Source organism: Streptomyces sp. WAC04114 (genome assembly GCF_019733245.1).
In the GTDB taxonomy this organism is placed as follows: domain Bacteria; phylum Actinomycetota; class Actinomycetes; order Streptomycetales; family Streptomycetaceae; genus Streptomyces; species Streptomyces massasporeus_A.
In genome coordinates this window covers 35,506-60,446 of record NZ_JAIGQA010000002.1, presented here as the reverse complement: position 1 = coordinate 60,446, position 24,941 = coordinate 35,506, and the positions used below count along the sequence as shown (strand labels likewise).

Below are 24,941 nucleotides of genomic sequence, written 5' to 3'. Positions count from 1 at the left end.
CGGGTGGGTGCGTGCGTGCGGGGGAGGATTCCGTCACTCAACCGTACGGGGCGCACATGGCCGACGCGCGCGTCACGGGGGCCGAGGGGGGCCCAGCGCCAGCCGCACCACGGCCGGCCAGTCGGCCGTCCCGTCACCGACCCGCGAGGTGCGGGGGCGGCGGCGTGGCACGCGCACCCGGAGCGCGCCGGGCGCGATGCGGCACACCACGGGTGACGGCAGAACGACGTGCTCTCCGTCGATGCCGGCCGGCAGGGTGTCCGTGTCCGCTTCGACGACGACCGTCGCGGCGCTCAGCCGGATCAGACCTCCCCCGGAACCCGGACCGCGCACGAGACCCGCCGCCTGGGCGGCGTTGCCCACGCGCACGCACACCACGCCGAGCAGTCCCGAGTCCAGCCGCCCTCTGCGCCCGGGGTTGGCGGCGTCGACGGCGCGTCCGTAGGGGTTGTTGCTGACGAGCAGGGCCTGGAGTCCGTCGATGTGCGTCCGGTCGGCCCGCGCCCGCAGCCTCGGAGCGTCCTCGCCGGTGAGGAGACCGGGGAGCGTGCGCAGGGTCGTGCGGGCCTTGGCGTCCCGGTAGGCGGGATCGGTGACGACGAACGCGTATGTCCCGAAGGAGGCGTTGTTGACGAAGACGCGGTCCGCGGCGAACCCGAGATCGATACGGAGTTCCACGCCCTCGGCCAGGGCCTCCAGAGCCGCCGCAGGATCGTCGCGGTCGAGGCCGAGATCGAGGGCGAAATGGTTGCGGGTGCCCGCGGGAATCACCAGGAAGGGCAGGTCGTGACGCGCGGCCACCTCGGCCACCAGGGCCTGGGTGCCGTCACCCCCTGCCACGGCCAGCAGATCCGCTCCGTCGGCGACGGCCTGCCGCGCCAGCTCGGTGACGTCCTGGTTCCCGTCGAGGAGCGTCACGCGGCAACCGGCCGCCCTGGCCTTGTCCACCAGGTCGAAACGGCCCACCTTGCCGCCACCGGAACGCGGGTTCATCAGGACCCAGGGGTGGCGCGGCGCCTTGGTCGCCGTCTGTCCGGAGGCGGTGTGGCCGGAGGGCAGTGCGCTACGGGCCATCGCGAGCGCGAGCCCCCACAGCGCGAGGGACACGCAGGCCGCCCAGAGCATGCCTGCCGCCGCGTACAGGGCCAGGACGGCCGCCGGCGCGGCCACTGCCAGGACCAGTCCGAGCACACGGGCCACTCCGGTGTGCGCCAGGATCCACCACACCCCGATGGCCGCCAGCGCCAGCGCGGCGATTCCGGCCAGTACCCACAGCACGCTTCTCAGGCCGGCCGTGACGAGTGGCACCAGGACGCTTCCCAGCAGGGCGAGCACGGCGAGGCGTGCCCGTCCGGGGCTTCCCCCGCGCATGGTGGCGGCCGCCGCCCCGGTGGGGGCCGTCCGGTGCCGGACCTGTCGTTGCACCTGTCTGCCTGCCCTTCGTGTCACAGGTCGCGTGGCGGGGCCTCCTCGGAGAGGTCGTAGAGGTTGTCGGCCCGCACCACGCACAGGGCCCAGATGATGAAGCCCGAGAGCGCGATCATCACGACCGACCAGACCGGGTACTGCGGCAGGGAGAGGAAGTTGGCGATGATCACCAACCCGGCGATGGCCACGCCCGCGACACGCCCCCACATCGACATCCGGAACAACCCGACGGTGACGATCAGGGCGATCGCGCCCAGGGCGAGGTGGATCCAGCCCCAGCCGGTCAGGTCGTACTCGAAGACGTAGTTGCGGGTCGTGACGAAGACGTCGTCCTCGGCGATGGCCGAGATACCCCGGAAGACGGCGAGCAGCCCGACCAGGAAGAGCATCACGGCCGCGAAGGCGGCCAGGCCGGTGGCCCACTGCTGTTTCGCCGACGGTGTGGGCGGGGTGTATGTCGCGGTCATGGTGCGGGCCTCGGCTCGGGTGACTCGGCTCGGGTGACGGCTCGTGTGACTCGGCTCGTGTGACGAGAACGCTCAACGATCGGAGACGTGGGCGGCGGAGCCCGAGGGGCCGGACGGTGCGTGGCCGGCCAGGACGAGTTCCTTCGCCTTGCGGAACTCGTCGTCCGTGATGGCGCCGCGGTCGCGGATCTCCGACAGCCTGGCGAGTTCGTCGACGCTGCTGGTTCGGCCCTCGGTGCCCGCGGCCTGCCTGACGCGGGCGTCGAAGGCCTCCTGCTGCTCCCGGGCCTGCGCGATCTCACGGCGGCCCATGCCCTTCCCGCGGGCGATCACGTAGATGAAGACGCCCAGGAAGGGCAGCAGGACGGTGAGCACCAGCCAGCCGGCCTTCGCCCAGCCGCTCATGTCGTCGTCACGGAAGATGTCGACCACCACGCGGAAGAGCAGAACGAACCACATGATCCACAGGAAGAACAGGAGCATGCTCCAGAAGACGCTCAGCAGGGGGTAGTCGTACGCCAGATACGTCTGTGCGCTCATGTCTTCCTCCGTTTCCGGTGCGCGCCGGGCTTCCGGCGCGTGCTGCCCTCAGCGTGGGCCCGGCAGGGCACGACGGGCCTCACCCGGCACGGGTGATCGTGCGGTGGAGGGCGGACGTCAGGTCAGGCCGTCCCCGTGGGGCCGCGTCACCCCGCCGGCGTGTGCATTGCGGAGCGCGGCCCGCCACGCGAGGGCGACCGCCGTCTCGCCCAGGGCCAGCAGGATCAGCCACAGGCCGAGCAGCCGGGTCAGGGCGCGGGCCGACTCCGACGGAAGGGCGAGCACTACGATCCCCGCGACGATGCCGAGCACCGCGGCGCCCAGGACGACGCCGCGGTGCGGCAGGTCCTTCGCGGCGACGGCCGTGTAGAGGGTGAGGATCCCGGACACCAGCCAGACGACCCCGACGACCAGCGAGAGCGCGGCGATCGTCTGCAGCGGGTTCCGCAGGCAGAGCACCCCGGCCAGGACGTAGAGCACGGCCAGGATCAGCGCCGGAAGCCGTTCTCCGTGCTCCTCCCGGCCGAAGACGGCCACGAACCGGAACGCCCCGCTCACCAGCAGGTACAGCCCGATGAGGACGGCCAGGACGTGCAGGGTCGCCTCCGGCCAGACCAGTATCAGGACGCCCGGTACGAGCGTGGCCACGGCCGAGCCCAGGAGCCAGGTCCAGGAACGTCCCAGCCGCGCGAGGCCGTACGCGGAGTCGCCCGTAGCCAGGAGGACCGCTCCGTCGGAGTGGCGCTCCTGCCCGGGGAGCGATGACGGACCACGCGACGTGGTCATGGCTCCTCCTGGTGTGATCGAGGTGCGGTGGTCTGCCGAAGAATGCGACGGGGCCCGGTCGATGGACCCGCCGGCTTCAGCGTCCCGCCTGCCGCCGGTGCCGGGCTCACCCTCCGTGGGTGAGCCGCGGGCGCCCCCCACGGCGGTGGAGCGGAGACCTCCTGGGACGCGTGTGCCGCGGACGGCCGCTTCACTCCGGCACCGGCCGCATCTCCACGACCCGCAGTCCCAGTGACTGGCAGCGTGCCAGCAGTCCGAACAGGTGCGCATCGTCCACGACGGGGCCGAACAGGATCGTCTGGCCGGCCATCACCACATGGCCCAGCTCCGGAAAGGCTTTGGCCAGTGTCTCCGACAGGTGTCCCTCGACGCGGATCTCGTAGCGCACGAACTTGTCCTCCCACGGCTTCCCGGGACAGGCGGACGGCGCCCTATTCGCCATCGTCCACCTCCGTGCCCCCTCGAACCTCACCCGGAGTAGGTGACCCGCCCAGTGCCGGACGCCGGGATCAGTGCATGAGCACGATCTTGACCGCGATGATGAGCAGGCCGAGCAGCAGATTGACCGACGCGGTGACGGCCATGAGCCGCGGCGACGCACCGGCGCGACGCGCCGCGGCCACGGACCAGCCGACCTGGCCGACCACGGCGACGCAGAGAGCCAGCCAGAGCGCCCCCCGGACGTCCAGCCCCAGGAACGGGCTGACCGCCACCGCGGCCGCCGGCGGGACGGCGGCCTTGACGATGGGCCACTCGTCGCGGCACACGTGCATCACGAGGCGGCGGTCCGGGGCCTGTTGCGCCAGGCGCGCCCCGAACAGCTGGGCGTGCACATGCGCGATCCAGAAGACCACGCCGGTGAGGAGCAGCAGCACGACCATCTCGGCCCGGGGGAACGATCCCAGGGAGCCGGCGCCGACCACCACGGAGGCCGCGAGCATCGAACCGTAGACGCCGCCCGTGTAGTCCGCGCGGGCCCGGCGCTCCGCCCGTCGCCTGCTGCGGTCGGCCGGGGCGGGTGTGGTCCTGGACATGAGTGGCCCCCTGTGGCCTCAGAGTGTCGACCCGGTCGCTCCGGCCGGAGCCTCGGGGCCCCGCTCCTACGGCCGGCTCTGCCGGGCGGCCGGCAGGTGCGGTGTGACGAGGAAACGGGCCAGGGCGATGCCGCCGGTGGCCGGGATCGCCGCCTTGAGGCCCTGCAACGGACACCGAGGATGATCGGAGCCCGCCAGCGCTTCACGGTGTCCACCTCGCCGAGTCGGCCCGGTACGGCCGGGGAGTCCCGGGCATGCACCGGCGCACTCGCCGGCTCCCCCATCGCACCCCGAAGCGTGCCCGGCCCGCCTCACCCACGAGGGGGGAGAGGGCCGGGGCCGGACTCCCGCACCGGCGCGGGCTCACAGCATCCGGAGGTCGCGGGCACGGCGGACCGCTTCGCCGCGCCGGTTCACCGCCAGCTTCCGGTAGACGCTCTTGAGGTGGGTCTTCACCGTGTTCACCGACAGGTAGAGGTCGGCGGCGATCTCCTCCGTCGACATCATCCGGGCCACGCGCTCCAGGACGTCGTGTTCGCGCGCGCTCAGCTCCACCACCACGAGCGGGGCGGGCGGGGGCGGTGGTCCCGGCCGCTCACGGGGGAGCGGTGAAGCGGGCATGAGCCAGCCCGCCGCCAGATGGTGCAGCGACGCCGTGGCCATGTGGGGCCGGATCCACGCTCCGGCGTCCAGGAACGGACGCCTCAGCCGTTCGCGCCGGGCGTCGAGGAGCGCCTGGGCCAGGAGTTTGCGGGCGGTCGCCGTGTCTCCCGCCGCGTCGGCGGCCCGGGCCCTCACCAGCGCTGCCCTCACGGTCACCGCGGGGCCGGTGCGTTCCTCGGCGTGGATGCTGTCGAGCAGGTCGAAGGCCGCCTCGGTACCTCGTGCGGCGAGCTGGATCGACGCGGCCTCCACGGCGCACACGGGCTGTTCCCCGGAGACCGCCCGGAGCGCCTCGGTGGCTCGGTCGGGCCGTCCCTCCGCCAGGTGGGCGGCCGAGGTGACGAGTGCTTCCTGGCTCGCCGCCCACGGGGAGGTCACGGCGGCGGGGACGGCCGGGGCCACCGCCTCGACCGCGGCTCGCATCTTCCCCCGGGCCATCAGGAGGCGAGCCGCGGCGAGGGCGCGCCCCGCCGCCGTCACCGGATCGCGCGCCTCGAACGGGAGATCCGCCGTCTGGTCGATGAGGGCCTGGGCCCGGTCCAGCTCATTGCGGTCGACGGCCACCGCGGCCAGGACCAGTCGTCCGATCACGGAGCCCGTCGGCTGGGGCGGGCCGGACCGGTCCGCCTCGGACACCGCCGCCAAGGCCTTGCGCTCCGCCCGGCCGGGCCAGCCGTTGAGGTAGTCGAGCAGGGCCAGGTGCCCCATGGCCTCTTCCCGGGGCGCCTCGGTGGACGGCCCGCCGGGAGTTTCGGCCACGGTGTTCAACACGGCCCGCGCGTCCTCGAAACGCCCGGCCCACAGGAGGGTCGAGCCCACATGGGTCAACAGCAGAGCGGTGAGTTCGGGATGCTTGTCCAGAAGGTGCGCCGGTACCTCCTGCCGTAGTTCGGCGGCGGTCTCGGCGGCCTTCTCCACCTGGGGCGGGCATCCGTTCAGCCGGGCGGCCAGAGCTTCCAGCAGCGCACAGCTCAGCCGGGCGGCCGCGAGGCCGCGGTCGTCGTCGGCGAGCTGCTCCTCGGCGTGGCGCAGGCTCGCCAGACCGTGATCGAGGTCGTGGTGAGACAGGTCGTGGGCGGCGCGGACCAGGTCCGTGGCCGGGCTTCTCGCCTCGGGCCCCATGTGGGAGAACAACTGCGCCAGGTCGTGCGAGTTCGGGCCCGTGAAGAGCCGTCCGATCGCGAGGTCGTCCACGAGGGCACCGGCGGCGAGGTCCCAGTCGTCCGCGGCGGCGCTGTGGGCGAGTGTCTCCGGCAGGTGGCCGTGCCGACGCAGCCACCGGGCGGCCCGTCGGTGCAGCTCGGGCTCCAGCCCGGGCAGGCGGACCCGCAGATGGGCGCGCAGGATCTCCCTGAACAAGGGGTGGAGCTGGTACCAGGAGTGCCCGAGCCGTTCGACGAACGCGTTCTCGCGGTGCAGGCCGGCGAGGAGAGGCTCGGCGTCGATGCGCTCGGTCAGCGCGTTGGCCAGATCGGGACAGAAGCGGTCCAGGACGCTCACGCGCAGCAGGAGGTCCTGGGTCTCCCGCGTCTGCCGCTTGAGGACCTCGGCCAGCAGGAAGTCCGCGACCGTGCTGCGGTCCGCCTCGAACTCCTTCAGATACAGCTCGGGGTCCGAGTTCTCCCGGGCGGCCAGGGCGGACAGGCTGAGACCCGCGGCCCAGCCCCGGGTGCGGTCGACCAGGTTCCGCGCCGCCTCGATCGGGACGCTCACACCGTGCAGTTCCAGGAGCGCGGCGGCCTCTTCGGGCGTGAAGGCCAGTTCGGCGGAGCGGATCTCCGTCAGTTCGCCGACCGCCCGGTAGCGGTGCAACGGGAGCAGGGGTTCGGTGCGGGTGACCAGGACGAGGCGCAGTCCCCGGCCGGCGTGGTGCAGGACGAACTCCAACTGCTCCGCGATCTTCGGGTCGGTCACGCGGTCGTACTCGTCGAGCACGAGGAGCGCCGGCCGCTCGCGGTCGTTCAGCTCGGAGGCGAGGGTGGACAGCAGCCTGCGGCCCACCCGGGAGGCGTTGACGGGTGTCCCGACCGCATCGGACGGCGGGGCACCGCCGGCGCGCAGGGCCTGCAGAACGTAGGCCCAGAACAGCCCCGGGCGGTGGTCTCCGCCGTCGAAGGAGAGCCAGGCGACCGGCGGGCTCTGCCGGGAGGCCCACTCGGCGGCCAGCAGGGTCTTGCCGGCACCGGCCGGGCCGTTGAGGAGGGTCAGCGGAGTCTTGAAGGCCTGATCGAGGTGGTCGACGAGCCGCGGGCGCCGCAGGTACGTGCGGGGCCTCGCGGGGAGGGCGAACCGTGTGCGCAGGAACGGATTGCCCAGGGGATCGGTGTGCGACAGCGGCGTAACGACGGGAACCTCGGATGCTCGAGCACGCGCAGGAATGTCCGACACGGCGCTCATCACCCCTGTCGGGTCAGGGCCACGTCATGGGCAGCGCTTCCACCCTCAGCATCCCAGCCTTCCTGCCGGTGCGCACGGCGGACCGAGCCTCCTCGGAGGTCGCCCCTGGCCCCTCAGCGAGGAGGCCGGGGGGCGGCCGTGGGACGGTACGCGTCGTCGTGGGCGCGCCATGAACCGTCCTCGGACGGTTCGAGAAGGTTCTCGGGCGGTACGACGCACAGGGCCCAGATGATGAAGCCGGACATGGTGATCATCACGATCGACCAGACCGGGTACTGCGGCAGGGAGAGGAAGTTGGCGATGATCACGAGCCCGGCGATGGCGACACCGATGACGCGGGCCCACATCGCCGTCTTGAGCAGCCCGAAGCTGACGACCATGGCGACCACGCCGAGGGCGAGGTGGATCCAGCCCCAGCCGGTCAGGTCGTACTCGAAGACGTAGTTGCGGGTCGTGACGAAGATGTCGTCCTCGGCGATGGCCATGATGCCCCGGAAGAGGTCGAGCAGTCCGACGAGGAAGAGCATCACGGCCGCGAAGGCGGTCAGGCCGGTGGCCCAATCGTCCCTCGCCCTGTGTGACGTCTGAGTGGGTGTGGCGGTCATCTTGCGCCTCGGTTTCGATGCTCAGGGGCCGGAGGGGGCAGGGAAGAGGAGCCTCCGAACGGTTCGGATCGGGTCCTCTTCAGCGTGCCCGCGGCAGGAACGGGCGGCTTCACCCGGTGCGGGTGAGAGTGGAGCCGCCCGCCTGCGTCAGCGCACGCACCGCCGTCCCCCACGGCCGCCTCACGCGAGCGGTGCCGCTTCTCCCATCAGAGCGCGCACGGCCTCCAGCGCCTCGGCCCGGTCCGCCGGGACCAGTCCGATGCGCGTGCGCCGGTCCAGCAGGTCGGCCTCGTCCAGGGCGCCTTCGTGCCGCAGCGCCCACAGCACTTCGGCCCCGGTGACGGGGTGGCCCTGGACGACGGGCTCGCCCAGCCGCGACTCCTGCCCCGCCAGGGCGTGCACCGCCGGTGCCTCGGTGCCGTAACGCTGGATGAGGCGGCGGGGCGCGCGCAGCGCCGCGAGCGCCCGGGGGGCCGCGGCGCCGACCAGGGGGAGCGCGGCAGTGGGGGAGGGGCCGGCGGCCAGACCGCGTGCCTCGACCGCTGCGTCCACGGCGTCCTCGGCCATCCGGCGGTACGTGGTGAGCTTGCCGCCGACCACGCTGACCACGCCGTCCGGAGAGGTCAGCACCGCGTGCCGACGGGAGACGTCGGCCGTGCGCGAGGCGGCGCCGCCCTGGGCCGTCCCGCTCGTGTCCAGCAGGGGGCGCAGGCCGGCGAACGCCCCGACGACGTCGCCGCGGCGGACGGGGACGTCGAGTACGGATCCGAGGACGTCGAGCAGGAACCCGATGTCGGTCTCGGGCACCTCGGGAACGTCGGGGACGGGTCCGTCGAGGGGTTCGTCGGTGAGTCCGACGTAGACCCGGCCGTCGTCCTGGGGCAGGACGAGGACGAAGCGGTTGGTCTCGCCGGGGATGGGGATGTGCAGGCCGGCGGGGAGCGGGCCGAGGTGCTCCGAGCGCAGGACGAGGTGGGTGCCGCGGGAGGGCCGGATCCGGATGCCGTCCACGAGGTCCCCGGCCCACACGCCGGACGCGTTGATCACCGCACGGGCCCGGATCTCGCCCTCCTCGCCGGTGAGTTCGTCCCGTACGCGGGCGCCGGAGGCGGTGAGTTCCAGGGCCCGGACACGGGTCAGCACACGGGCGTCGCGCGCTGCGGCCGTACGGGCGAGGGCGGTCACCAGACGGGCGTCGTCGGTGAGCCGTCCGTCCCAGGACAGCAGGCCGCCCCGCAGCCCGCCGGGGCGCAGTGCCGGGGCCAGGTGCCGGGTCTCGACGGGCGAGAGCCGACGCGGGGCGGGCAGCGTGGCCCGAGCCGTACGGGCCGACAGCCGCAGGGCGTCGCCCGCCCGGAAGCCGGCCCAGGCCAGCGCGGCCTGCCCGCGCGAGACGAGTCCGGTCAGGGGCAGGACGAACGGCTGGGCACGCACCAGGTGGGGCGCCGCGCGCTCCATCAGCACACCGCGCTCGACCGCGCTCTCGTGGGCGACGTCGAACTGCGCCGAGGCCAGGTAGCGCAGCCCTCCGTGGACGAGCTTGGAGCTCCAGCGCGAGGTGCCGAACGCCAGGTCGTGGGCGTCGACGGCGACGACGTCCAGACCGCGGGCGGCGGCGTCGAGGGCGGCTCCGGCGCCGGTCGCGCCGAGGCCCACGACCAGCACGTCCACCACGCGGCCGTCGGTCGCCTCGGTCAGCTCGCGGGCGCGCCGGGCTGCGGACAAGGAGGCCCCGGTGGCCGGGACGGCGGTCTGGCTCATGGGGTGAGGGTCCTCTCCAGAACGGTGCGCAGTTCGGCCAGGAACGCGGCTGCGGTGAGCTCGGCGTCGTCCTCGTCGGTCATGGTGCGCAGGGACAGGGCGAAGGACTGCAGGATCAGCAGCACGGTCCGGGCCTGGCGTTCGGCCGGGGCCTCGCGCACCGAACCGTCGGCGTGCCCCTCGCGCAGTGCCCCGGCGAGCAGCTCCAGCAGGGCTTCCTGGCTCGCGCCGCGCCGGTCCAGTACGTAGGGCAGGAGCAGTTCGGGATCCACGTCGACGATCTTCTGGAAGAGCGGGTGGGCGCGGAACGCCTCCACCCCCGCGACCAGGCCGTCGATCAGCGGCGGACGCGTGCCGAGCTCCGGCCGGCTCTCGGGCATCGACCCGGTCGCGACGGCGATCCACTCGCGCGTCATGAGGTCGCCGACGAGGGAGCGGACGTCGGGCCAGCGGCGGTAGAGCGTCATCCGCGACAGGCCCGCGCGACGGGCCACGTCGGTCATGGTCGTCCGCCGGACCCCGACGGCGAGGACGCAGTCGCGGACGGCGTCGAGCACCACGTCGTTGTCGGCGGAGTTCGGCTGGGCCGAGCTGTTGTGACGATTAGGCGTCATGTGTAACAGTGTAACGCCCGAGGCCGCTCCAGCGGCAACCCCGACGACCGGTGAGGACGACAGGCGTGGACATGCTGTGGAACGGCTGGGGAGACCCGGCCAGGGCGACGGCGCTGCCCGACACCGTGACCGGGCTGCTGCGCGACTGGCTCGGCGTCAAGCCGCAGCCCACGGCGTCAGCCCGGCTGGAGGAGATCGAGATCTCCACTCCCGCCCTGGAGGGCGCCGCCCTGGACGCGCTGCGCACCGCACTCGGCGACCGGGCGGAGGACGTCCGCACCGACACCGAGAGCCGTGTCCGGCACACCCGCGGCAAGTCCACCCCGGATCTGCTGCGCCTGCGCGCGGGTGACACCGCCGACGCCCCGGCGGCGGTGGCCCTCCCGCGGAGCCATGGCGAGGTGCTCGCCGTGCTCCGCGTCTGCGCCGAACACCGCCTCGCCCTGGTCCCGTTCGGCGGCGGCACCTCCGTCGTCGGAGGTCTCGCCCCCTCCGGCAAGGCGCCCTTCGTCGCCCTGGACCTGCGGCACCTGAACCGGCTGCTCGACCTCGACCCCGTCTCCCGGACCGCCACCCTCCAAGCGGGTCTGCGCGCCCCCGAGGCCGAGGCGCTCCTGGCCGAACACGGCTTCACCCTCGGCCACTTCCCGCAGTCCTACGAGTGGGCCACCATCGGCGGCTTCGCCGCGACCCGCTCCAGCGGCCAGGCCTCCGCAGGCTACGGCCGCTTCGACGAGATGGTCCTCGGCCTCACCCTCGCCACGCCCGGAGGAACCCTCGACACTGGCCGCGCGCCCCGCTCGGCCGCCGGCCCCGATCTGCGGCACCTGCTGCTCGGTTCGGAAGGCGCCTTCGGCGTCATCACCTCCGTCACCGTCCGCGTCCGGCCCGTCCCGCAGACCCGCCGCTACGAAGGATGGCGCTTCGCCTCCTTCGCCGAGGGCAGCGCCGCCCTGCGCCGGCTCGCCCAGGACGGCCCGCGCCCCACCGTCCTGCGGCTCTCCGACGAGACCGAGACACTGATCGGCCTGGCCCAGCCCGATGCCATCGGCGCCGCCGCCGAGCAGCAGAGCGCGGGATGCCTCGCCGTCGTCGGCTTCGAGGGCACCGAGGAGGACACCGCCGAGCGCCGGGCGGCCGCCGCAGCCGTACTCACCGACTGCGGCGGCGAGTTCGCGGGCGACGAACCAGGACGGCGCTGGGCCCATGGCCGCTACTCGGCGCCGTACCTGCGCGACTCCCTCCTCGAAGCGGGAGCGTTCGCCGAGACGCTGGAGACCGCCGCCTACTGGTCCCGGCTGCCCGGCCTCTACGCGGGCGTCCGCGACGCGCTGACCGCCACACTCACCGCGAACGGCACCCCGCCCCTGGTCATGTGCCACATCTCGCACGTCTACGAGAACGGCGCCTCGCTGTACTTCACCGTCGTCTCGGCCCAGGGCGAGGACCCCGTGGCGCACTGGACGCGCGCCAAGCACGCCGCGAACGACGCGATCCTCGCCGCCGGGGGCACCATCACCCACCACCACGCGGTCGGCACCGACCACCGCGACTGGTACGTCCGGGAGGCCACGGACCTGGGCGTCGCGGCCCTGCGGGCCGTCAAGCAGTGCCTGGACCCGGACGGTCTGCTGAACCCCGGCGTGCTGCTGCCCACCGACTGACCGCGGCCCCGAACCCCGCCCGAACACGCACCACCCACCAGACGACAGCCCGGCACCACCCGTCAGCCCGGAGGCACATCGATGCGACAGTTCACCGCCGTCGTCAACCCCACCGCGGGCGGAGCCACCAGCGCTGCGGCGCTGCTGAAGGTGGCCCGTCTGCTGCGGGAGGCGGGCGCAGAGCTGGAGACCGAGTACAGCCGCAGCCTCGCCCACGCCCGTGAACTCGCCCGGCACGCCGGGGAACGCGGCCGGGTCGTGCTCGCCGTCGGCGGTGACGGCATCACCGGAAGCATCGGCGGGGCCCTCAGCGGCACCGGCGCACTGTTCGGCATGGTCCCGGCAGGACGCGGCAACGACTTCGCCCGGGCCCTCGGCCTGCCCGGCGACCCCGAGGGCGTGGCACGCGTGCTGCTCCACGGCACACCGCGTGCCGTGGACACCATCGAGGTCACCTCGTCCGTCCACGCCGGCACCGTCGTACTCGGCAGCGTCTACGCGGGCGTGGACGCGCTGGCCAACCTCCACGCCAACCGCTCCCGCCTGCTGCGCGGTTCGGCCTCCTACTACGCCGGCGCCCTGCGTGCCATCAGCACCTGGCGCCCTGTCGGCTACCGGATCACCGTCGACGGCCGCGAACACACCTGCACCGGCTACACCGTGGTCGCCGCCAACTCCAGCTACTACGGATCGGCGCGCCGCATCGCTCCCGAGGCCCGGCTGGACGACGGCCTCCTCGACGTCGTGATGATCCGCGACGCGCCGCGCCGGCTGTTCTTCGCCCTGATGAAGGAACTCGACACCGGCGCCCACATCCACCGCCCCCAGGTGCGGGTCCTGCGCGGGCGGGAGATACGCATCGAGGCCGACCGGGACCTCCCCTACGGCGCGGACGGCGAGATCGAGGCCGCCCTTCCGGTCACGGCCCGGGTGCTGCCCGGCGCGCTGCGCGTCCTGTGCTGAGGCCGGGCCGCATCCCGACGACCCGCTATCCCTCGCCGCTCGTCAGACCGATCCGCGCCAGATAGCGGCCCACCTGCTCGGGGCTGTCGGCGGCCAGTGCGATGTGGTGGTCGGGGCGGATGAGGAACAGCCCGGTGCCGAGCTCCTCGGCGAGCGGCCCGCCCGTCACGTGATGGGTGCGGACACCCGGGGTCGCGCGGGGCGGTGCGCAGTTCACCGCCAGCAGGGTGAAGTCCGGGCCTCTCAGCAGGCCGAAGAGATGCGCGCAGGGGCCGTCGGCGGTGACGCAGGGGAGGTCGGGCGCCCGGTCGCCGGCCCGTACCCCCGTCGGGGAACGCAAGTCGCGGGTGTCGGCCGAGAGCTCGCTGTCGCGGTAGTGCACCGACAGCAGGTGGCAGACCTTCCCCCGGAAGCGTGACTGCCTGTCGTCCTCGGGTTTGCGGCCCGCACGGTACAGGCGGGTGCTGAGGTCCAGGACGCCCGCCGCGGCGGGCCGTCGCTCGGCTTCGTAGCTGTCCAGCAGCGTGACCGGGGCGCCGCCTGTGATGACCTGGCCGAGCTTCCAGCCAAGGTTGTAGGCGTCCTGCACGCCGATGTTCAGCCCTTGGCCACCGCCGGGCGGGTGCAGGTGGGCGGCGTCCCCGGCGAGGAAGACGCGCCCCTGGCGGAAGCGTTCGGCCATCGCGGTGCGCGGCCGGTAGAACGAGCTCCACACCACCTCGGTGACGGCGTCCGGGGGCAGGTGGGTCCGCTCGGCGACCAGATCGCGCACGGTCTGGGCCGTCGCGGTGAACTCATCGCCCGTGATCTTGGCGTTCAGCTGGAAGTCGGCTGTCCCCGGCAGCGGGCACAGCAGCAGTTCACCCGGCGGGTCGTCGGGCCAGATGTGCCAGTGATCGCGGTCCAGGCCCCGCACGCGCACGTCCGCCACCACCGCCGACCGCAGCCCGCGGTCCTCGCCCTTCATGGCGATGCCGAGGGACTCGCGCACCGAGCTGTGGCTGCCGTCGGCGCCCACCAGGTAAGGCACCGTCATCAGGCGACGACCGCCGTCGGACTGCGCCACCTCGGCGCTCACGTGCGTGTCCGTCTGCGTCAGGGACACGAGCCGGGCACCGCACTCCAGCGTTCCGCCCAGTTCGAGCAGGCGATCGCGCAGGATCTCCTGCGTGCGCCACTGGGGGATCAGCCACTGCTGCGGCTGACCCGACACCGGCGCCTCCGGGTCCGGTTCGATCAGCCGCCACTCGCCCGCGCGCTCGCCGTCGCGCCAGGTCTGCATGGGCGGGAAGGGGGCACCGGCCGCCTTGACCGCGTCGATGACGCCGAGGTCGTCGAACGCCTCCAGCGTGCGTGCCTGAAGGCTCTTTCCGCGGGAACCGGCGGGCAGCCGGTCGCTCGCCTCGACGACATGGGTCCGCACGCCGCGTCTGGCCAGGTCGCACGCGAGGGTGAGGCCGGTCGGACCGCCACCGACGACCAGCACGTCGACGGTCGGCCGCTGCGGTGTCCGAGAGGTGGGATCGGGCACGTCTCCCCGCTTTCTGCCGTCTGCCCCGGCACTGGATGCATGGAGCGGCGCTCTGCCGCACTATGCGAAATGTCCCCCACGGGCGGGGCGGCCGTGGCCCGTGCCGACCGGTTCCGCCCACATGGCCGCACCACCGCACGGACTCAGGAGCACACATGGCTCACACCGCCGCCTGCCCCTTCGACCACAGCGAGCAACTCGAGTTCGACCCGTCCCTCGCACAGCTCATGGCCCGCGGCCCCGTCAGCCGTATCCGGCTCCCCTACGGCGAGGCCGAGGCGTGGCTCGTCACCACCTTCGACGGCGTACGCCAGGTGACGACCGACCCCCGGTTCAGCCGGGCCGCCATCGTCGGCCGCGACTACCCCCGGATGACTCCCGAGCCGATCGTCTCCCCGGAATCGATCAACGTCATGGACCCGCCGCGCGGCACCCGGCTGCGCCACGCCGCCGCCCGGGCCTTCACCCAGAGCAGCGTGAAGCGCATGACGCCGGCCATCGAAGAGGTGGCCCACCGGCTCGTGGACGAGATGGTCGCGCAGGGTCCGCCGGCCGACCTGGCCCGTGGCCTGTCCGAGCCGCTGCCCAACCACACCATCTGCGCACTGCTGGACGTACCCGACGAGGACCGGCCCCTCATGCTGCTCCGCACTCAGCAGATGCTGACCACCGCGCCCGAAGCCCGGCAGACGGCGGCCGAGGCCAAACAGCACCTGCGCGCCTACTTCACCACGCTCGTCGCCGAACGCCGCAAGGACGGGGGCAGCGACCTCATCACCACCCTGGCCGCCGGCGATCAAGAGGAGGAGCCCCTGAGCGACGACGAACTGGCCGTCCTGGCACTGACCCTCATCCTCAGCGGCAACGACACGGCCACCTGCCAGATCAGCAACATCGCCTACACCCTGCTGACCCGCCCCGAGCTGCACGAGCTGCTGCGGCGCAGCCCCGAACGGCTTCCCCGGCTGCTGGACGAACTCCTGCGGCACATCCCCTTCCGCAAGGGCGTCGGCATCCCGCGCGTCGCGCTGGAGGACGTGGAGCTGGAAGGAGTGCTGATCCGCGCCGGTGACTTCGTGCACGTCTCCTATCTGGCGGCCAACCGGGACCCGAAGGTGTTCGCCGATCCCGACGCCCTCGACGTCGACCGCGCCTCCCACCCTCATATGACGTTCGGCTGGGGCGGCCATCACTGCGTCGCCAGCACTCTCGCCGTCGCGGAGCTCAGGACCGCGATCGGGGTCCTGTTCACCCGCCTCCCCGAACTGCGGCTGGCCGTACCGGCCCAGGAGGTGCTCTGGGACACCCGGACCATCCGGCGCTTCCCCCTGGAGCTGCCCGTGACGTGGTGAGGGCGCGGGGCATCCCCGGTCCTGCTCCTCGCGGCGAGGCGCTGACGCAGCCCTGCCGCGAGGAGTTCACGGACTCGGGGGGAGCCTCCCGCTAGAAGGTGAGGTTCCAGGCGTCGATGCGTCCGGTGTCCTGTGCCGCGATGTCGCGGACACGCAGCTTCCACGTACCGGACGCGGTCTCCGACGAGGCGTCCACCGTGTACGTCTTCACCACGTCGTCCCCGCTGTCACCGTCGGCGAAGTCCTCCAGGGAGTAGACCGAGCCGTCGGGGGCGACGAGGGAGAGCACCAGGTCGCCGCGGTACGTGTGCTTGACGTCCACGCCGACCTTCAGCGCGGCCGGGGCGTTGCCCGCCACACCGGTCACGGTGAGCGGTGACTCCGCGGTGGCGTTGTCGGCGACGGTGACGTCGGCGGTGTTCTCGAAGTACCGGCCGGGCGGCGGGGTGGTGCCGCCGACCGCCTTCAGCGCGTCGACCTGGCCCTCCCCGAAGAAGGCGTTCTTCGCCGTGGTGCCGGTGCAGCGGCTGTCGGACGGGCACGCGGTGTCCGTGGCCTGGGTCCCCAGCCGCGCGCGCAGATCGGCGGGGGTGGCGGCCGGATCGGCGCTCTTCAGCAGCGCGGCGACACCGGCGACGTGCGGGGAGGCCATCGACGTGCCGTTCATGTTCCCGTACTTGCCGCCGGGAAGCGTGGAGTAGACGCCGTAGGCTCCGTCGCCACCCGGGGCCGCCACGTCGATGACGTCCCGGCCGAAGTTGGAGTACGACGCCTTGATGTTCCCGTTGCCCATCGCCGCCACGGTCACCACGCCCGGCAGTTCCGTCGGGATGTCGATGCAGGCGTTGGTGATGGTGCGGTTGACGGGCGTGGAGTCGTTCGGGCTGGAGCTGTCGCTGCGCTTGTTCGCCAGGTCGTAGTTGGAGTTGCCTGCTGCCGCGACCTGGAGCGAGCCCTTGCCCTCCGCGTACTCCTGGGCGCGGCGCACGCCCTCGATGATGGCCGCCTGGTCCGGGTCGTCGGGGCAGTTGAACATCCAGGGGTCCGTGTAATAGCTGTTGTTGGTGACGTCGAAGCCGTGGTCACCGGCCCACATGAAGCCGCAGATGGTGTTCTCGGCGAAGAACATGCTCGTGCTCGGCTCCGCGATGCGCACGGAGGCGATCTTCACGCCCGGCGCGACGCCGACCACACCCTTGCCGTTCTTCGCGGCGGCGATGGTGCCCGCGACGTGCGTGCCGTGGCTGCCGACGTCACGCCAGGCGCCGGCCCGGGTGTCGGCCTTGCCGTAGGCGCAGGAGACGGAGTCCGCCGTGTCGAAGTTGGGCGCGATGTCCTGGTGCCGGTCGTCCACTCCGGTGTCGAGGACGCCCACCGTGACGGACGGCGAGCCGGTGCTGACGGCCCAGGCCTTGTCGGCGTTGATCCTGGTCATGTCCCACCGCGCGGTCTCGGTGAGCGTGGTCGACGACTGCCCGGGTGCGGCCGGCAGGGTGGGGGAGTAGGCGTCGGCGGGGACGTCCGAGGTGCGGGTCGCGCCCACCTTCTGCACGCCCGCGACGGAGCGCATCGCGGCGGCGAAGCCGGCCGACGAGGAGTGGGCGACCACGACGCCGATCGCGTCGTAGTGCGCGAAGACCGAACCGCCGCTCGCCGCGACGGCGTTGCGGGCGGCGGTGGTGTCACCGGGAGCGGTGACGACGAGGTAGGAGCGGGTCCCGGCGGCCCACCCGGCGGCGGTTTTTGCGGGCACGGCGGCGCGGGCCACGGCCGGACCGGGCGGAAGGCCGGTGTCCACGTCGGCGGCTCCGGCGGGCGTGGCGAGCGCGAGGGCCGCTCCGGCGGCGGCGACGGACAGCAGCGACCGTCTGAGACGGCGCAGGGATATGCGGGGGGTGGTCACAGCATCCTCCGAGAGCCCGGGGCAAGGGGTGGTGCCCGCCGGGCCGTGGGTCGAATGGGTCGACGCAAGATTTCAGATGAGGGCATGACAAGGGAAGGGCCTGCGGCGCTTTGATCGTCAAGGGGAGACAAGTAAATGACTTCACTCCGGATCGCGGAAGGGGGCATGCTCTGTACATGCCGGGGTACACGCGCGTTCGTCAGCCCGCGGGAGGCCGACAGCGTGCAGTGATAGGGGAGGGAAGCATCGTGGCGACAGTGACGACGGCGAAGACGGACACGGACGTGGATGGCCTGCCGGAGGTCGCCGAGCCCTCGCGGATGGCACCGAAGGACGCCCGGCAGCTGACGCGCCTGTTCTTCGACCAGCTCGCGGCGCTGGAGGAGGGCACGCCCGAGTACCAGTACGCACGGAACACGCTGATCGAGATGAACATGTCCCTGGTCCGCTTCGCGGCGGGGCGGTTCCGCAGCCGTGGGCCGGAGGAGATGGAGGACATCGTCCAGGTCGGCATGATCGGCCTGATCAAGGCCATCGACCGGTTCGAGCTGACCCGGGAGGTGGAGTTCACCTCCTTCGCCATCCCCTACATCGTCGGCGAGATCAAGCGGTTCTTCCGCGACACCACCTGGGCCGTGCACGTTCCGCGCCGGCTGCAGGAGGCCCGCGTCCAACTCGCCCGCGCCACCGAGGAACTCCGCAGCCGCCTGGGCCGCACCCCGACGGTGAAGGAACTGTCGGAGCTGATGAGCCTGCCCGAGGACGAGGTCAGGGAGGCCCGGCTGGCCTCCAACGGCTACAACTCCACCTCCCTGGACGCGGCGATCGGCGGCAGCGAGGACGGCGAGACGGCCCTGGCGGACTTCATCGGCGTCGACGACCGGGCTCTCGAACTCGTGGAGGACTTCCACGCACTGGCACCGATGATCGCCGCACTCGACGAGCGCGACCGGCAGATCATCCAATGGCGCTTCGCGGACGAACTCACCCAGGCCCAGATCGGCGAACGCCTCGGCGTCTCCCAGATGCACGTCTCCCGCCTGCTCTCGCGCTGCCTGGCCCGGCTGCGCGAGGGCATGCTCACCACCAGCTGACTCCACGGCGGACGACGCGCCCGCGCCGGATCATCCGAGAAGGGCGGTGCCGCCGAACTGGGTGTTCTCCCGCTGGGGGAGACCCACGGACGAGGAGGTGATCATCCGGCTGCCCCTGGCGGTCGGCCCGCCGGAGCCGCCCGGGAGAACCCAGACCGCTCCGGTGGAGGAGTTCTCCATCACGGCGCTGATGAAGAGCTCCGGCCTGCCGTCCTTGTCGATGTCGCCCGCGGCCACGGTGGTGCCGAATTCGTCCTCGGTCTCGTCGGCTCCCGGGATGCCGGCGGTGTTCTGGGTGAAGGCGTAGGCGCCGTCGCCCAGAGCGCCGGTGCGGCGGCCGGGGACGACCGTCACCTGCCCGGCGTTCGCCGTGCCCGTATCCTCCCCCGGCGAGCCGGCCACGATGTCCGCCAGTCCGTCCCGGTTCAGGTCGGCCACGGCGAGGGAACTGCCGAATCCGTCGTCCTTCTCACTCGCCCCGGGAACACCGGGGGTGTTCTGGGTGAGTTGCACCGGCTCGGCTTCCCGTGCGATGCCACGTGCTGAGCCGTACCAGACGAGCAGGCGGCCGCCGCGCGCACCGTCGGCTGCGCCGTCCGGCTCGTCCGGGTCCGCGGTGACGAGGTCGGCGTGTCCGTCACCGTTGACGTCCCCGGCGGCCGCGAGCAGGCCGTTGCCCTTCTGCTGCGCGCCTGCGATGACGGGGTTGACGTACACCTCTCCGCCGCTCAAGTCGCTCATCCGTACGGTGACGATCACCTCGTCCAGCGAGCCGGCCGGGCCGAACTCGCCCAGCGCGACGCTGTGCACGGAGGGGGTTTCCCGGTTCTCCACGGCCTCCCCGTAGGTGCCGCCGCGGGTGAACGGCCCCGTGAAGTGCATCGCCCCCTCGTACCCGGCGACGAGCACCTCGGTCCTCTCACCGGGACCGGCACTCACCGCTGCCAGGTCTCTGCCGTAGAACGCCCCGGGAGTCGCGGTCGGCAGGTCGGTGCCGGACGTCAGCCCGTTCCTGCTGCCCCACAGGACCGACACGGTGCCGGCGTCACGGCCGCGTGCGGTGTCCTCGTTCGGGGCGCCGACCACCAGATCCGCGTAGCCGTCCCGGTTCAGATCGGCCGTCGCGGTCGCGGCACCAAAGCGGTCGTCCGTCTCGGCCGTACCCGGCACCCCCGCCGTGTTCTGCGTGATAACCGCCCGCCGGGACGTCGACAGCCCCGACTTCGCCCCGTAGAGCACGACCACGGCACCGGCTCCCGACTTGCCGGCGACGTTCGCACCCGGCGCGGGCAGCACGGCGTCGCGGTAGCCGTCACCGTTGATGTCGCCGGGCGCCGCCCCGTGCGCCGTCGCGGGCGTCACCGTCAGCAGCGATGCCGACGACGGCGATCAGAAGCGCCCCCGTTCTCCATCCGCCGTACAGGCCACGTCTGTTCTCCATGAACCGGATCCCCTCCCGTTCGGCGCACCCGGCGCGCGCCGCAGTCGGGGGAATCGTAAGACGGGCCGGCAACCTCGGTGGGCCTGCCGGGTGTGGTGCGGCCGCTACGAAGCGGCCACGACCTCGCCGGCGGTGACCTGGGGCGGCTGGGGGAGCAGCGCGGCCAGCCGGTCCCGGACGAAGTCCTTCGCCCTGCTGGTCGACTCCTCGGCGCCGGACCGGTCCTGGAAGACGCTCGTCGACACCATCACCCCGTCCCCGGCATCGACCCAGTAGTAGGCCACGAAACCCTGGACCTGGCGGAGCAGGGGCAAGAACTCCTCGTTCACCCGACGTCCGGCCTCGGCCGGCTCGGTCACCCTTCGTACCGGCGGATCACTGCGTACATGGGCTGTCTCCTCGTACGTCTCGACGTCGTCGTGTGCGCAGACGACGTACCCGCCGCGGGGCGTGAGGCGTGCGGCAGCGCAAGAAGATCACCGGAAAAGCCCCTTCGGCCGGGGAGGTCTTGCATGTTCTATGCCATACCCCATAAGTTACCGACCGGTAATCCCCGTGGGGCGACCCGCGCCGGAGCCGAGGGAGGGTGGTCCCGGACATGTCCCGTCGGGCGACGAGCGGACGTACGGTCGCGTGCCGCCCGGCCACCGGGCGGGTGGCGCCGTGAGTCCGCGCAAGAGACCCGTACGCGCCTGTCCGACCCGTTGGTGGCTCCCGTTGGTGGCACCACCCGAACCACCGCGACGGCCCGGAGCATAGAATCCGCTCTCATGTCGAAGCCTGACGAGCTGATCGTTGACATCGCCGCCCGCGTGGAGTCCGGGCAGAGCAGCCAGATGTCCCTGACCGTGGTCACCGGTGGTGCCGTCATCACCGGTCGACTGGCCCCCGAAGCCATGTGGCGGCAGCGGGTGTCGGAGGTGCTGACGGACTCCCCCCGCCTGGGTGAGTTCTCCGCCGCCTTCGAAAGCCCGGAGAAGGAGGACGGACCGCCCACGCATCTGCACTTCCATGTCGCGCGGATTCTGCAAGGCACTGTGGGAATCCCCGAGACGGGCGGCATGTTCCGCGTCGCGATCGAGGACATCAGTGCCTGGACCGTGGGGGACTTCAGCTACTCCGACCACTGACCGGGGCGGCCGTGCCGGTAGCGCACGACCGTGAAGGGGGGCTCCAGGCGGCGCTGTCGTGACCGGCCTCGCCCGGAGCGCCCAACGGCCGCGTCGGCTCCTCGTCCTCAACCGCCCTGCGTTCCGGCTCCAACGCGTCCAACTCCCAGTGGTGCCGGCACTCCTCGCACCGGGGGTCGTCCGCCCCCACGTCGAGCACCTCCCCGTTCGGGCAGTCCGTGCCGTCCCCTCGACCCTCACACGCTTCCCCGCCGACCCCCATGCGCTCGACCGTGCGCCCTCCCGTACCCGAACGGGAGGGCGCCGGCAGGGCGCACAGGTGCTCAACCCCGGTACAACGCCCCGGCACCCGCCGTCAGCCCCACCAGCGACATCATGACGCGGTAGGTGAATTCACCGAAGAGGCGCCGAAGGAGCGGAGTACTGGTCGAATTTTGAACATTTTCTGGATCGCACGGAACTACCTGTGAATCGGCGGCTTCCGTCGTCTCCACGATCTCTCCTTTGCTCTTCACGCAGGCCAAGAGAACTGGCTGCGCGGTCCGGAGCGCCACGGCAGATCATGCGTCCAACTGCGGGGATATTTCCGTCCGTTCGAGGGGAGCCGATCATTCCGCCCGCGGGGGGAGCTTTGCACTCCGGTCGCCACTCGATCAGCGATCAAGAAAGTGGCGGCTTCGTCAACAGGACGGCATGACAGAAGCCTTGCACCGATCCGATCCTCCTGACAGGGTTCGGGAGTCGGTTCTCGGCATTGCGTCACGGGGGAGACTCGATGTTGTTCACCTTTCCGATGGACCATGACGGCTCTTCCTTTCCTCGGCCCGTGGTTCGCCGCGCTGCCTGACGACATCCGCAACCGGATGAGTCGTACGACAGCCGGTGGGTCCCATGGGATTGCTGAGGAGGAAGAGCGATGGACCACATCTCCGTATCCGTACAGAAGCCGGTGCAACAGCACTTACGCCGTATGGACCCGCATCTGGGCGGACGCTTGTCGGACATCACCCAGGTGCCGATCAGCAGAATCACGGTCGTGGGCTCACTCCGCACCGTCGGGGAGGACCCACGGCACATCGACGCGCTCGCCGAAGTGTGCTCCGAACTGCCGCCGATCGTCATTCACCGCAAGACGATGACCGTCATCGACGGTGTGCACCGGCTCAGGGCGGTGGAGAACAGCGGCGCCACGCACATCAGTGCCGTGCTCTTCAACGGCGACGAGCGCGAGGCCTTCGTGCTCGCGGTCAAGCTGAACAGCAACCACGGACTGCCGCTCTCCCTCGCCGACCGCAAGGCTGCGGCCCTGCACATGCTCGCCGACTTCCCGGAGTGGTCCAACCGGCGGCTGGCGGGGGTCGTCGGCCTGTCGGACAAGACCGTCGCGGCGCTCAGGCGACGGTCGGGTGCGGAACTTCCGCACCCGACCGCGGTGCGAGTCGGGCGAGACGGGGTGGCCTACCCCCTCGCGGCGGCCGAGGGCCGCAGCCGCGCGCTGGTGTACCTCGCCGCGCATCCCGGCGCGTCCGCGCAGGAGGTGGCGCGTGCCGCGGGCATCTCGCTCACCACGGCGAAGGACGCGCGAAAGCGGGCCCGCGCACTTCCGGGGGAGCCGCCGCCGACGGAGCAGCCGGGCGACGGGCCGGTCCGGGAGCCCGGAGCCGGCCGCCCTGCGCTCGTGAAACGTCCCAAGGCGGGGAACGCGGACCTCCCACTGGCCGTGAGACGGTTGCGCGCCGACCCCTCGCTCCGGTTCACCGAGGTGGGCCGGAAGCTGCTGCGGACACTGGACCCCTCGGCCACACAGCCCCACGACTGGGCGGCGATGGCGAGCAGCGTCCCGATCCACTGCGCACCCCTGATCGCCGAGCTGGCACGGCACCACGCCGAGAGCTGGCAGCTCCTGGCGGAATCGTTGACGGAGCGGATCAATTCCCGGGAAGCTGACGCGTAGATGTCCGGCCGGCTCGTCAAACGTCATTGCCGACGCCGCGGATTCGTCGCTTCCGGTTGATTCCGTCGAGATCATCTCCTGGATTCTCCGGGGCGGCCGTGTGAAACGCCGGCGTAACAGATTCGGCAGGAAAAGCCTTTCTGTGTTCCGCCGCGATTGTTGAATGTGCGACTTGAGTTCAAACGGTTGCGCGGTGCTCGAACGGTTTGTACGCTGACTCACACAATTTTGAAGCGGGGTGCGGGGGGAACGTGACTTCGTATAGTCCTGGCCAAGTTGGGCATGAGCAGTCACCCGTGCCTCAACCCATTGTTCCTAGCGGTTCATCATTACCGGGAATGCCAACCCATTGGTACAACTTCCTGGCGGATCTGCCGGCCCCCATGCCCGAAATCAGGGATTCCGGAAGCCCGACGGCGACGGAAATAGCGGCCAAGATTCGGCCGCGAGTCCTCGTCGAGCAAAACGGTTCGGACGAGCAATGGATTGCCATTCCCGAGCCGGTCACGGAGCGGCTGCGGCAAGCGGGCCGGCCGACACCGTTGCACCGGGCGCACCGGCTCGAGAAGCATCTCGGTACCGGCGCGAGAATCTACCTCAAGCGTGAAGACGTCCTTCCCACAGGCAGCTTCAAACTGAACACCGCCATAGCCCAGGCGTATTACGCGGCCGAAGAGGGGCGGACGACCCTCGTCACCGAGACCGGGGCGGGCCAATGGGGGATGAGCGTCGCGCTCGCGGCGAAGATGTTCGGTCTCCAGGCCGAGATCTTCATGGTGAGGTGCTCGCTCGACCAGAAGCCCTACCGGCGTCACTACATGGAGCTCCTGGGGGCCAAGGTCCGGCCGTCGCCGTCGACCCACACGGCGATCGGACGAAAGATCCTCGGGAAGAACCCGGACCACCCCGGCAGCCTCGGCACCGCGATCAGCGACGCGATCGAGCACACCCTGGGCAACCCCGCCGCCGCGTATCTCGCCGGCAGCGGGATGCCACACGTCTACCTCCATCAGACATTGCTCGGGCTCGAGGTCGCACAGCAGCTGAAGACCACCCACGGCGAGGACCTGGGCGTCGACGGGCGCGGCGACCACCTCATCGCGTGCTCGGGCGGCGGAAGCAACCTCTGTGGTCTCATCGGCCCTCACCTGCGGGCCAAGGCCGACGGAGCCGACCTCCGCTTCCTCGCCGCGGAGTCCACGGCGGCGCCCCGGCTCACCCAGGGCGTCTACGCATACGGCCGCACCGACCTGGGCGGCTACACGCCCGAGGTGCTGGGCTACACGATGGGGGAGAGCTTCATCCCCCCGCCCAATCACGTCGGCGGCCTGCGCAACCACCACAGCTCCGCCCTGGTCAGCCTGCTCCGGCGCGAGGGCGTCCTGGACGCCGTCGCCTTCGACCAGCGGACGGCGCTGGAGGCCGGCCGGCTACTGCTGCAGACCGAAGGCCTGCTGCTCGCCCCCGAGGCCGGTCACGCGGTCGCCGCGGCCCTGGACGTCGTGGCGAAGGCCGACGCGGAGAACGCCGAACCGGTGATCGTGGTCCTGGCCAGCGGTTCCGGATTCCTTGATCTGCAGGGATACAACGAAGTCCTGCTCGACGCATAGCCGC

22 protein-coding genes are annotated in these 24,941 nt (G+C 71.8%); 7 read left to right on the top strand and 15 right to left on the bottom strand.

From position 1 onward, the window contains the following. Positions 1–72: 72 nt before the first annotated feature. The 10 genes from K4G64_RS01150 to K4G64_RS01105 form a co-directional block, all read right to left on the bottom strand. Positions 73–1,371: a diacylglycerol kinase family protein gene (locus K4G64_RS01150; protein WP_221754232.1), complete on the bottom strand. Its 1,299-nt coding sequence runs from the start codon at positions 1,369–1,371 to the stop codon at positions 73–75. A 74-nt stretch (positions 1,372–1,445) separates the two neighbouring features. Then, positions 1,446–1,895 (bottom strand): hypothetical protein, encoded by a 450-nt coding sequence (locus K4G64_RS01145; protein ID WP_221754132.1) that lies wholly within the window; start codon positions 1,893–1,895, stop codon positions 1,446–1,448. A 72-nt stretch (positions 1,896–1,967) separates the two neighbouring features. Further along, positions 1,968–2,435, bottom strand: coding sequence for an SHOCT domain-containing protein (locus tag K4G64_RS01140; RefSeq protein WP_221754131.1), 468 nt, complete (start codon positions 2,433–2,435; stop codon positions 1,968–1,970). Between the two features lie 117 nt (positions 2,436–2,552). Next, positions 2,553–3,221 (bottom strand): HdeD family acid-resistance protein, encoded by a 669-nt coding sequence (locus K4G64_RS01135; protein WP_221754130.1) that lies wholly within the window; start codon positions 3,219–3,221, stop codon positions 2,553–2,555. 190 nt (positions 3,222–3,411) lie between these two features. Beyond that, positions 3,412–3,609, bottom strand: coding sequence for a hypothetical protein (locus K4G64_RS01130; protein ID WP_221754231.1), 198 nt, complete (start codon positions 3,607–3,609; stop codon positions 3,412–3,414). 121 nt (positions 3,610–3,730) lie between these two features. Then, positions 3,731–4,255, bottom strand: a complete 525-nt coding sequence (locus K4G64_RS01125) for a hypothetical protein (protein WP_221754129.1) — start codon at positions 4,253–4,255, stop codon at positions 3,731–3,733. A gap of 363 nt (positions 4,256–4,618) precedes the next feature. Continuing rightward, positions 4,619–7,315 carry a LuxR C-terminal-related transcriptional regulator gene (locus K4G64_RS01120; protein WP_221754128.1) on the bottom strand — a complete coding sequence of 899 codons (2,697 nt, stop codon included), beginning with the start codon at positions 7,313–7,315 and terminating at the stop codon, positions 4,619–4,621. A 113-nt stretch (positions 7,316–7,428) separates the two neighbouring features. After that, positions 7,429–7,920: a hypothetical protein gene (locus K4G64_RS01115; RefSeq protein WP_221754127.1), complete on the bottom strand. Its 492-nt coding sequence runs from the start codon at positions 7,918–7,920 to the stop codon at positions 7,429–7,431. Positions 7,921–8,100: 180 nt separating this feature from the next. After that, positions 8,101–9,681 (bottom strand): glycerol-3-phosphate dehydrogenase/oxidase, encoded by a 1,581-nt coding sequence (locus K4G64_RS01110; protein ID WP_221754126.1) that lies wholly within the window; start codon positions 9,679–9,681, stop codon positions 8,101–8,103. Next, positions 9,678–10,295, bottom strand: a complete 618-nt coding sequence (locus tag K4G64_RS01105) for a TetR/AcrR family transcriptional regulator (protein WP_221754125.1) — start codon at positions 10,293–10,295, stop codon at positions 9,678–9,680. The genes K4G64_RS01110 and K4G64_RS01105 overlap by 4 nt, the downstream gene beginning before the upstream one ends. A 65-nt stretch (positions 10,296–10,360) precedes the next feature. Here K4G64_RS01105 and K4G64_RS01100 point away from each other — a divergent pair, with 65 nt between their 5' ends. Further along, positions 10,361–11,959: an FAD-binding oxidoreductase gene (locus K4G64_RS01100; protein WP_221754124.1), complete on the top strand. Its 1,599-nt coding sequence runs from the start codon at positions 10,361–10,363 to the stop codon at positions 11,957–11,959. An 81-nt stretch (positions 11,960–12,040) separates the two neighbouring features. Next, positions 12,041–12,922 (top strand): diacylglycerol kinase family protein, encoded by an 882-nt coding sequence (locus K4G64_RS01095; RefSeq protein WP_221754123.1) that lies wholly within the window; start codon positions 12,041–12,043, stop codon positions 12,920–12,922. A 25-nt stretch (positions 12,923–12,947) separates the two neighbouring features. Here K4G64_RS01095 and K4G64_RS01090 read toward each other — a convergent pair whose 3' ends face one another. Further along, the gene (locus K4G64_RS01090; protein WP_221754122.1) at positions 12,948–14,453 is read right to left on the bottom strand and encodes an FAD-dependent oxidoreductase; all 1,506 of its coding nucleotides are present in this window, start codon (positions 14,451–14,453) and stop codon (positions 12,948–12,950) included. A gap of 155 nt (positions 14,454–14,608) precedes the next feature. Between K4G64_RS01090 and K4G64_RS01085 the strand changes: the two genes are divergently transcribed. Next, entirely contained in the window at positions 14,609–15,805 is a 1,197-nt protein-coding gene (locus tag K4G64_RS01085) for a cytochrome P450 (protein ID WP_221754121.1), read from the top strand. A 91-nt stretch (positions 15,806–15,896) separates the two neighbouring features. On the opposite strand, the gene K4G64_RS01080 is transcribed toward K4G64_RS01085, so the two are convergent. Beyond that, entirely contained in the window at positions 15,897–17,708 is a 1,812-nt protein-coding gene (locus K4G64_RS01080) for a S8 family serine peptidase (protein WP_308122176.1), read from the bottom strand. A gap of 248 nt (positions 17,709–17,956) precedes the next feature. On the opposite strand from K4G64_RS01080, the gene K4G64_RS01075 reads away from it, so the two are divergent. Next, entirely contained in the window at positions 17,957–18,802 is an 846-nt protein-coding gene (locus tag K4G64_RS01075) for an RNA polymerase sigma factor SigF (RefSeq protein ID WP_221754120.1), read from the top strand. Between the two features lie 30 nt (positions 18,803–18,832). Here K4G64_RS01075 and K4G64_RS01070 read toward each other — a convergent pair whose 3' ends face one another. Together K4G64_RS01070 and K4G64_RS01065 are read right to left on the bottom strand one after the other, a co-directional pair. After that, complete coding sequence (locus K4G64_RS01070; protein WP_308122175.1) at positions 18,833–20,164, bottom strand: FG-GAP repeat protein; 1,332 nt, start codon at positions 20,162–20,164, stop codon at positions 18,833–18,835. A gap of 183 nt (positions 20,165–20,347) precedes the next feature. Further along, positions 20,348–20,602, bottom strand: coding sequence for a hypothetical protein (locus K4G64_RS01065; protein WP_308122174.1), 255 nt, complete (start codon positions 20,600–20,602; stop codon positions 20,348–20,350). A 411-nt stretch (positions 20,603–21,013) separates the two neighbouring features. On the opposite strand from K4G64_RS01065, the gene K4G64_RS01060 reads away from it, so the two are divergent. Next, positions 21,014–21,373 carry a hypothetical protein gene (locus K4G64_RS01060; RefSeq protein ID WP_221754119.1) on the top strand — a complete coding sequence of 120 codons (360 nt, stop codon included), beginning with the start codon at positions 21,014–21,016 and terminating at the stop codon, positions 21,371–21,373. Between the two features lie 323 nt (positions 21,374–21,696). Here K4G64_RS01060 and K4G64_RS01055 read toward each other — a convergent pair whose 3' ends face one another. Then, positions 21,697–21,867, bottom strand: a complete 171-nt coding sequence (locus tag K4G64_RS01055) for a hypothetical protein (protein WP_221754118.1) — start codon at positions 21,865–21,867, stop codon at positions 21,697–21,699. A 422-nt stretch (positions 21,868–22,289) separates the two neighbouring features. Between K4G64_RS01055 and K4G64_RS01050 the strand changes: the two genes are divergently transcribed. Further along, positions 22,290–23,327 (top strand): ParB/RepB/Spo0J family partition protein, encoded by a 1,038-nt coding sequence (locus K4G64_RS01050; RefSeq protein WP_221754117.1) that lies wholly within the window; start codon positions 22,290–22,292, stop codon positions 23,325–23,327. A gap of 338 nt (positions 23,328–23,665) precedes the next feature. Further along, positions 23,666–24,937 (top strand): TrpB-like pyridoxal phosphate-dependent enzyme, encoded by a 1,272-nt coding sequence (locus K4G64_RS01045; protein ID WP_221754229.1) that lies wholly within the window; start codon positions 23,666–23,668, stop codon positions 24,935–24,937. Positions 24,938–24,941: the final 4 nt, after the last annotated feature.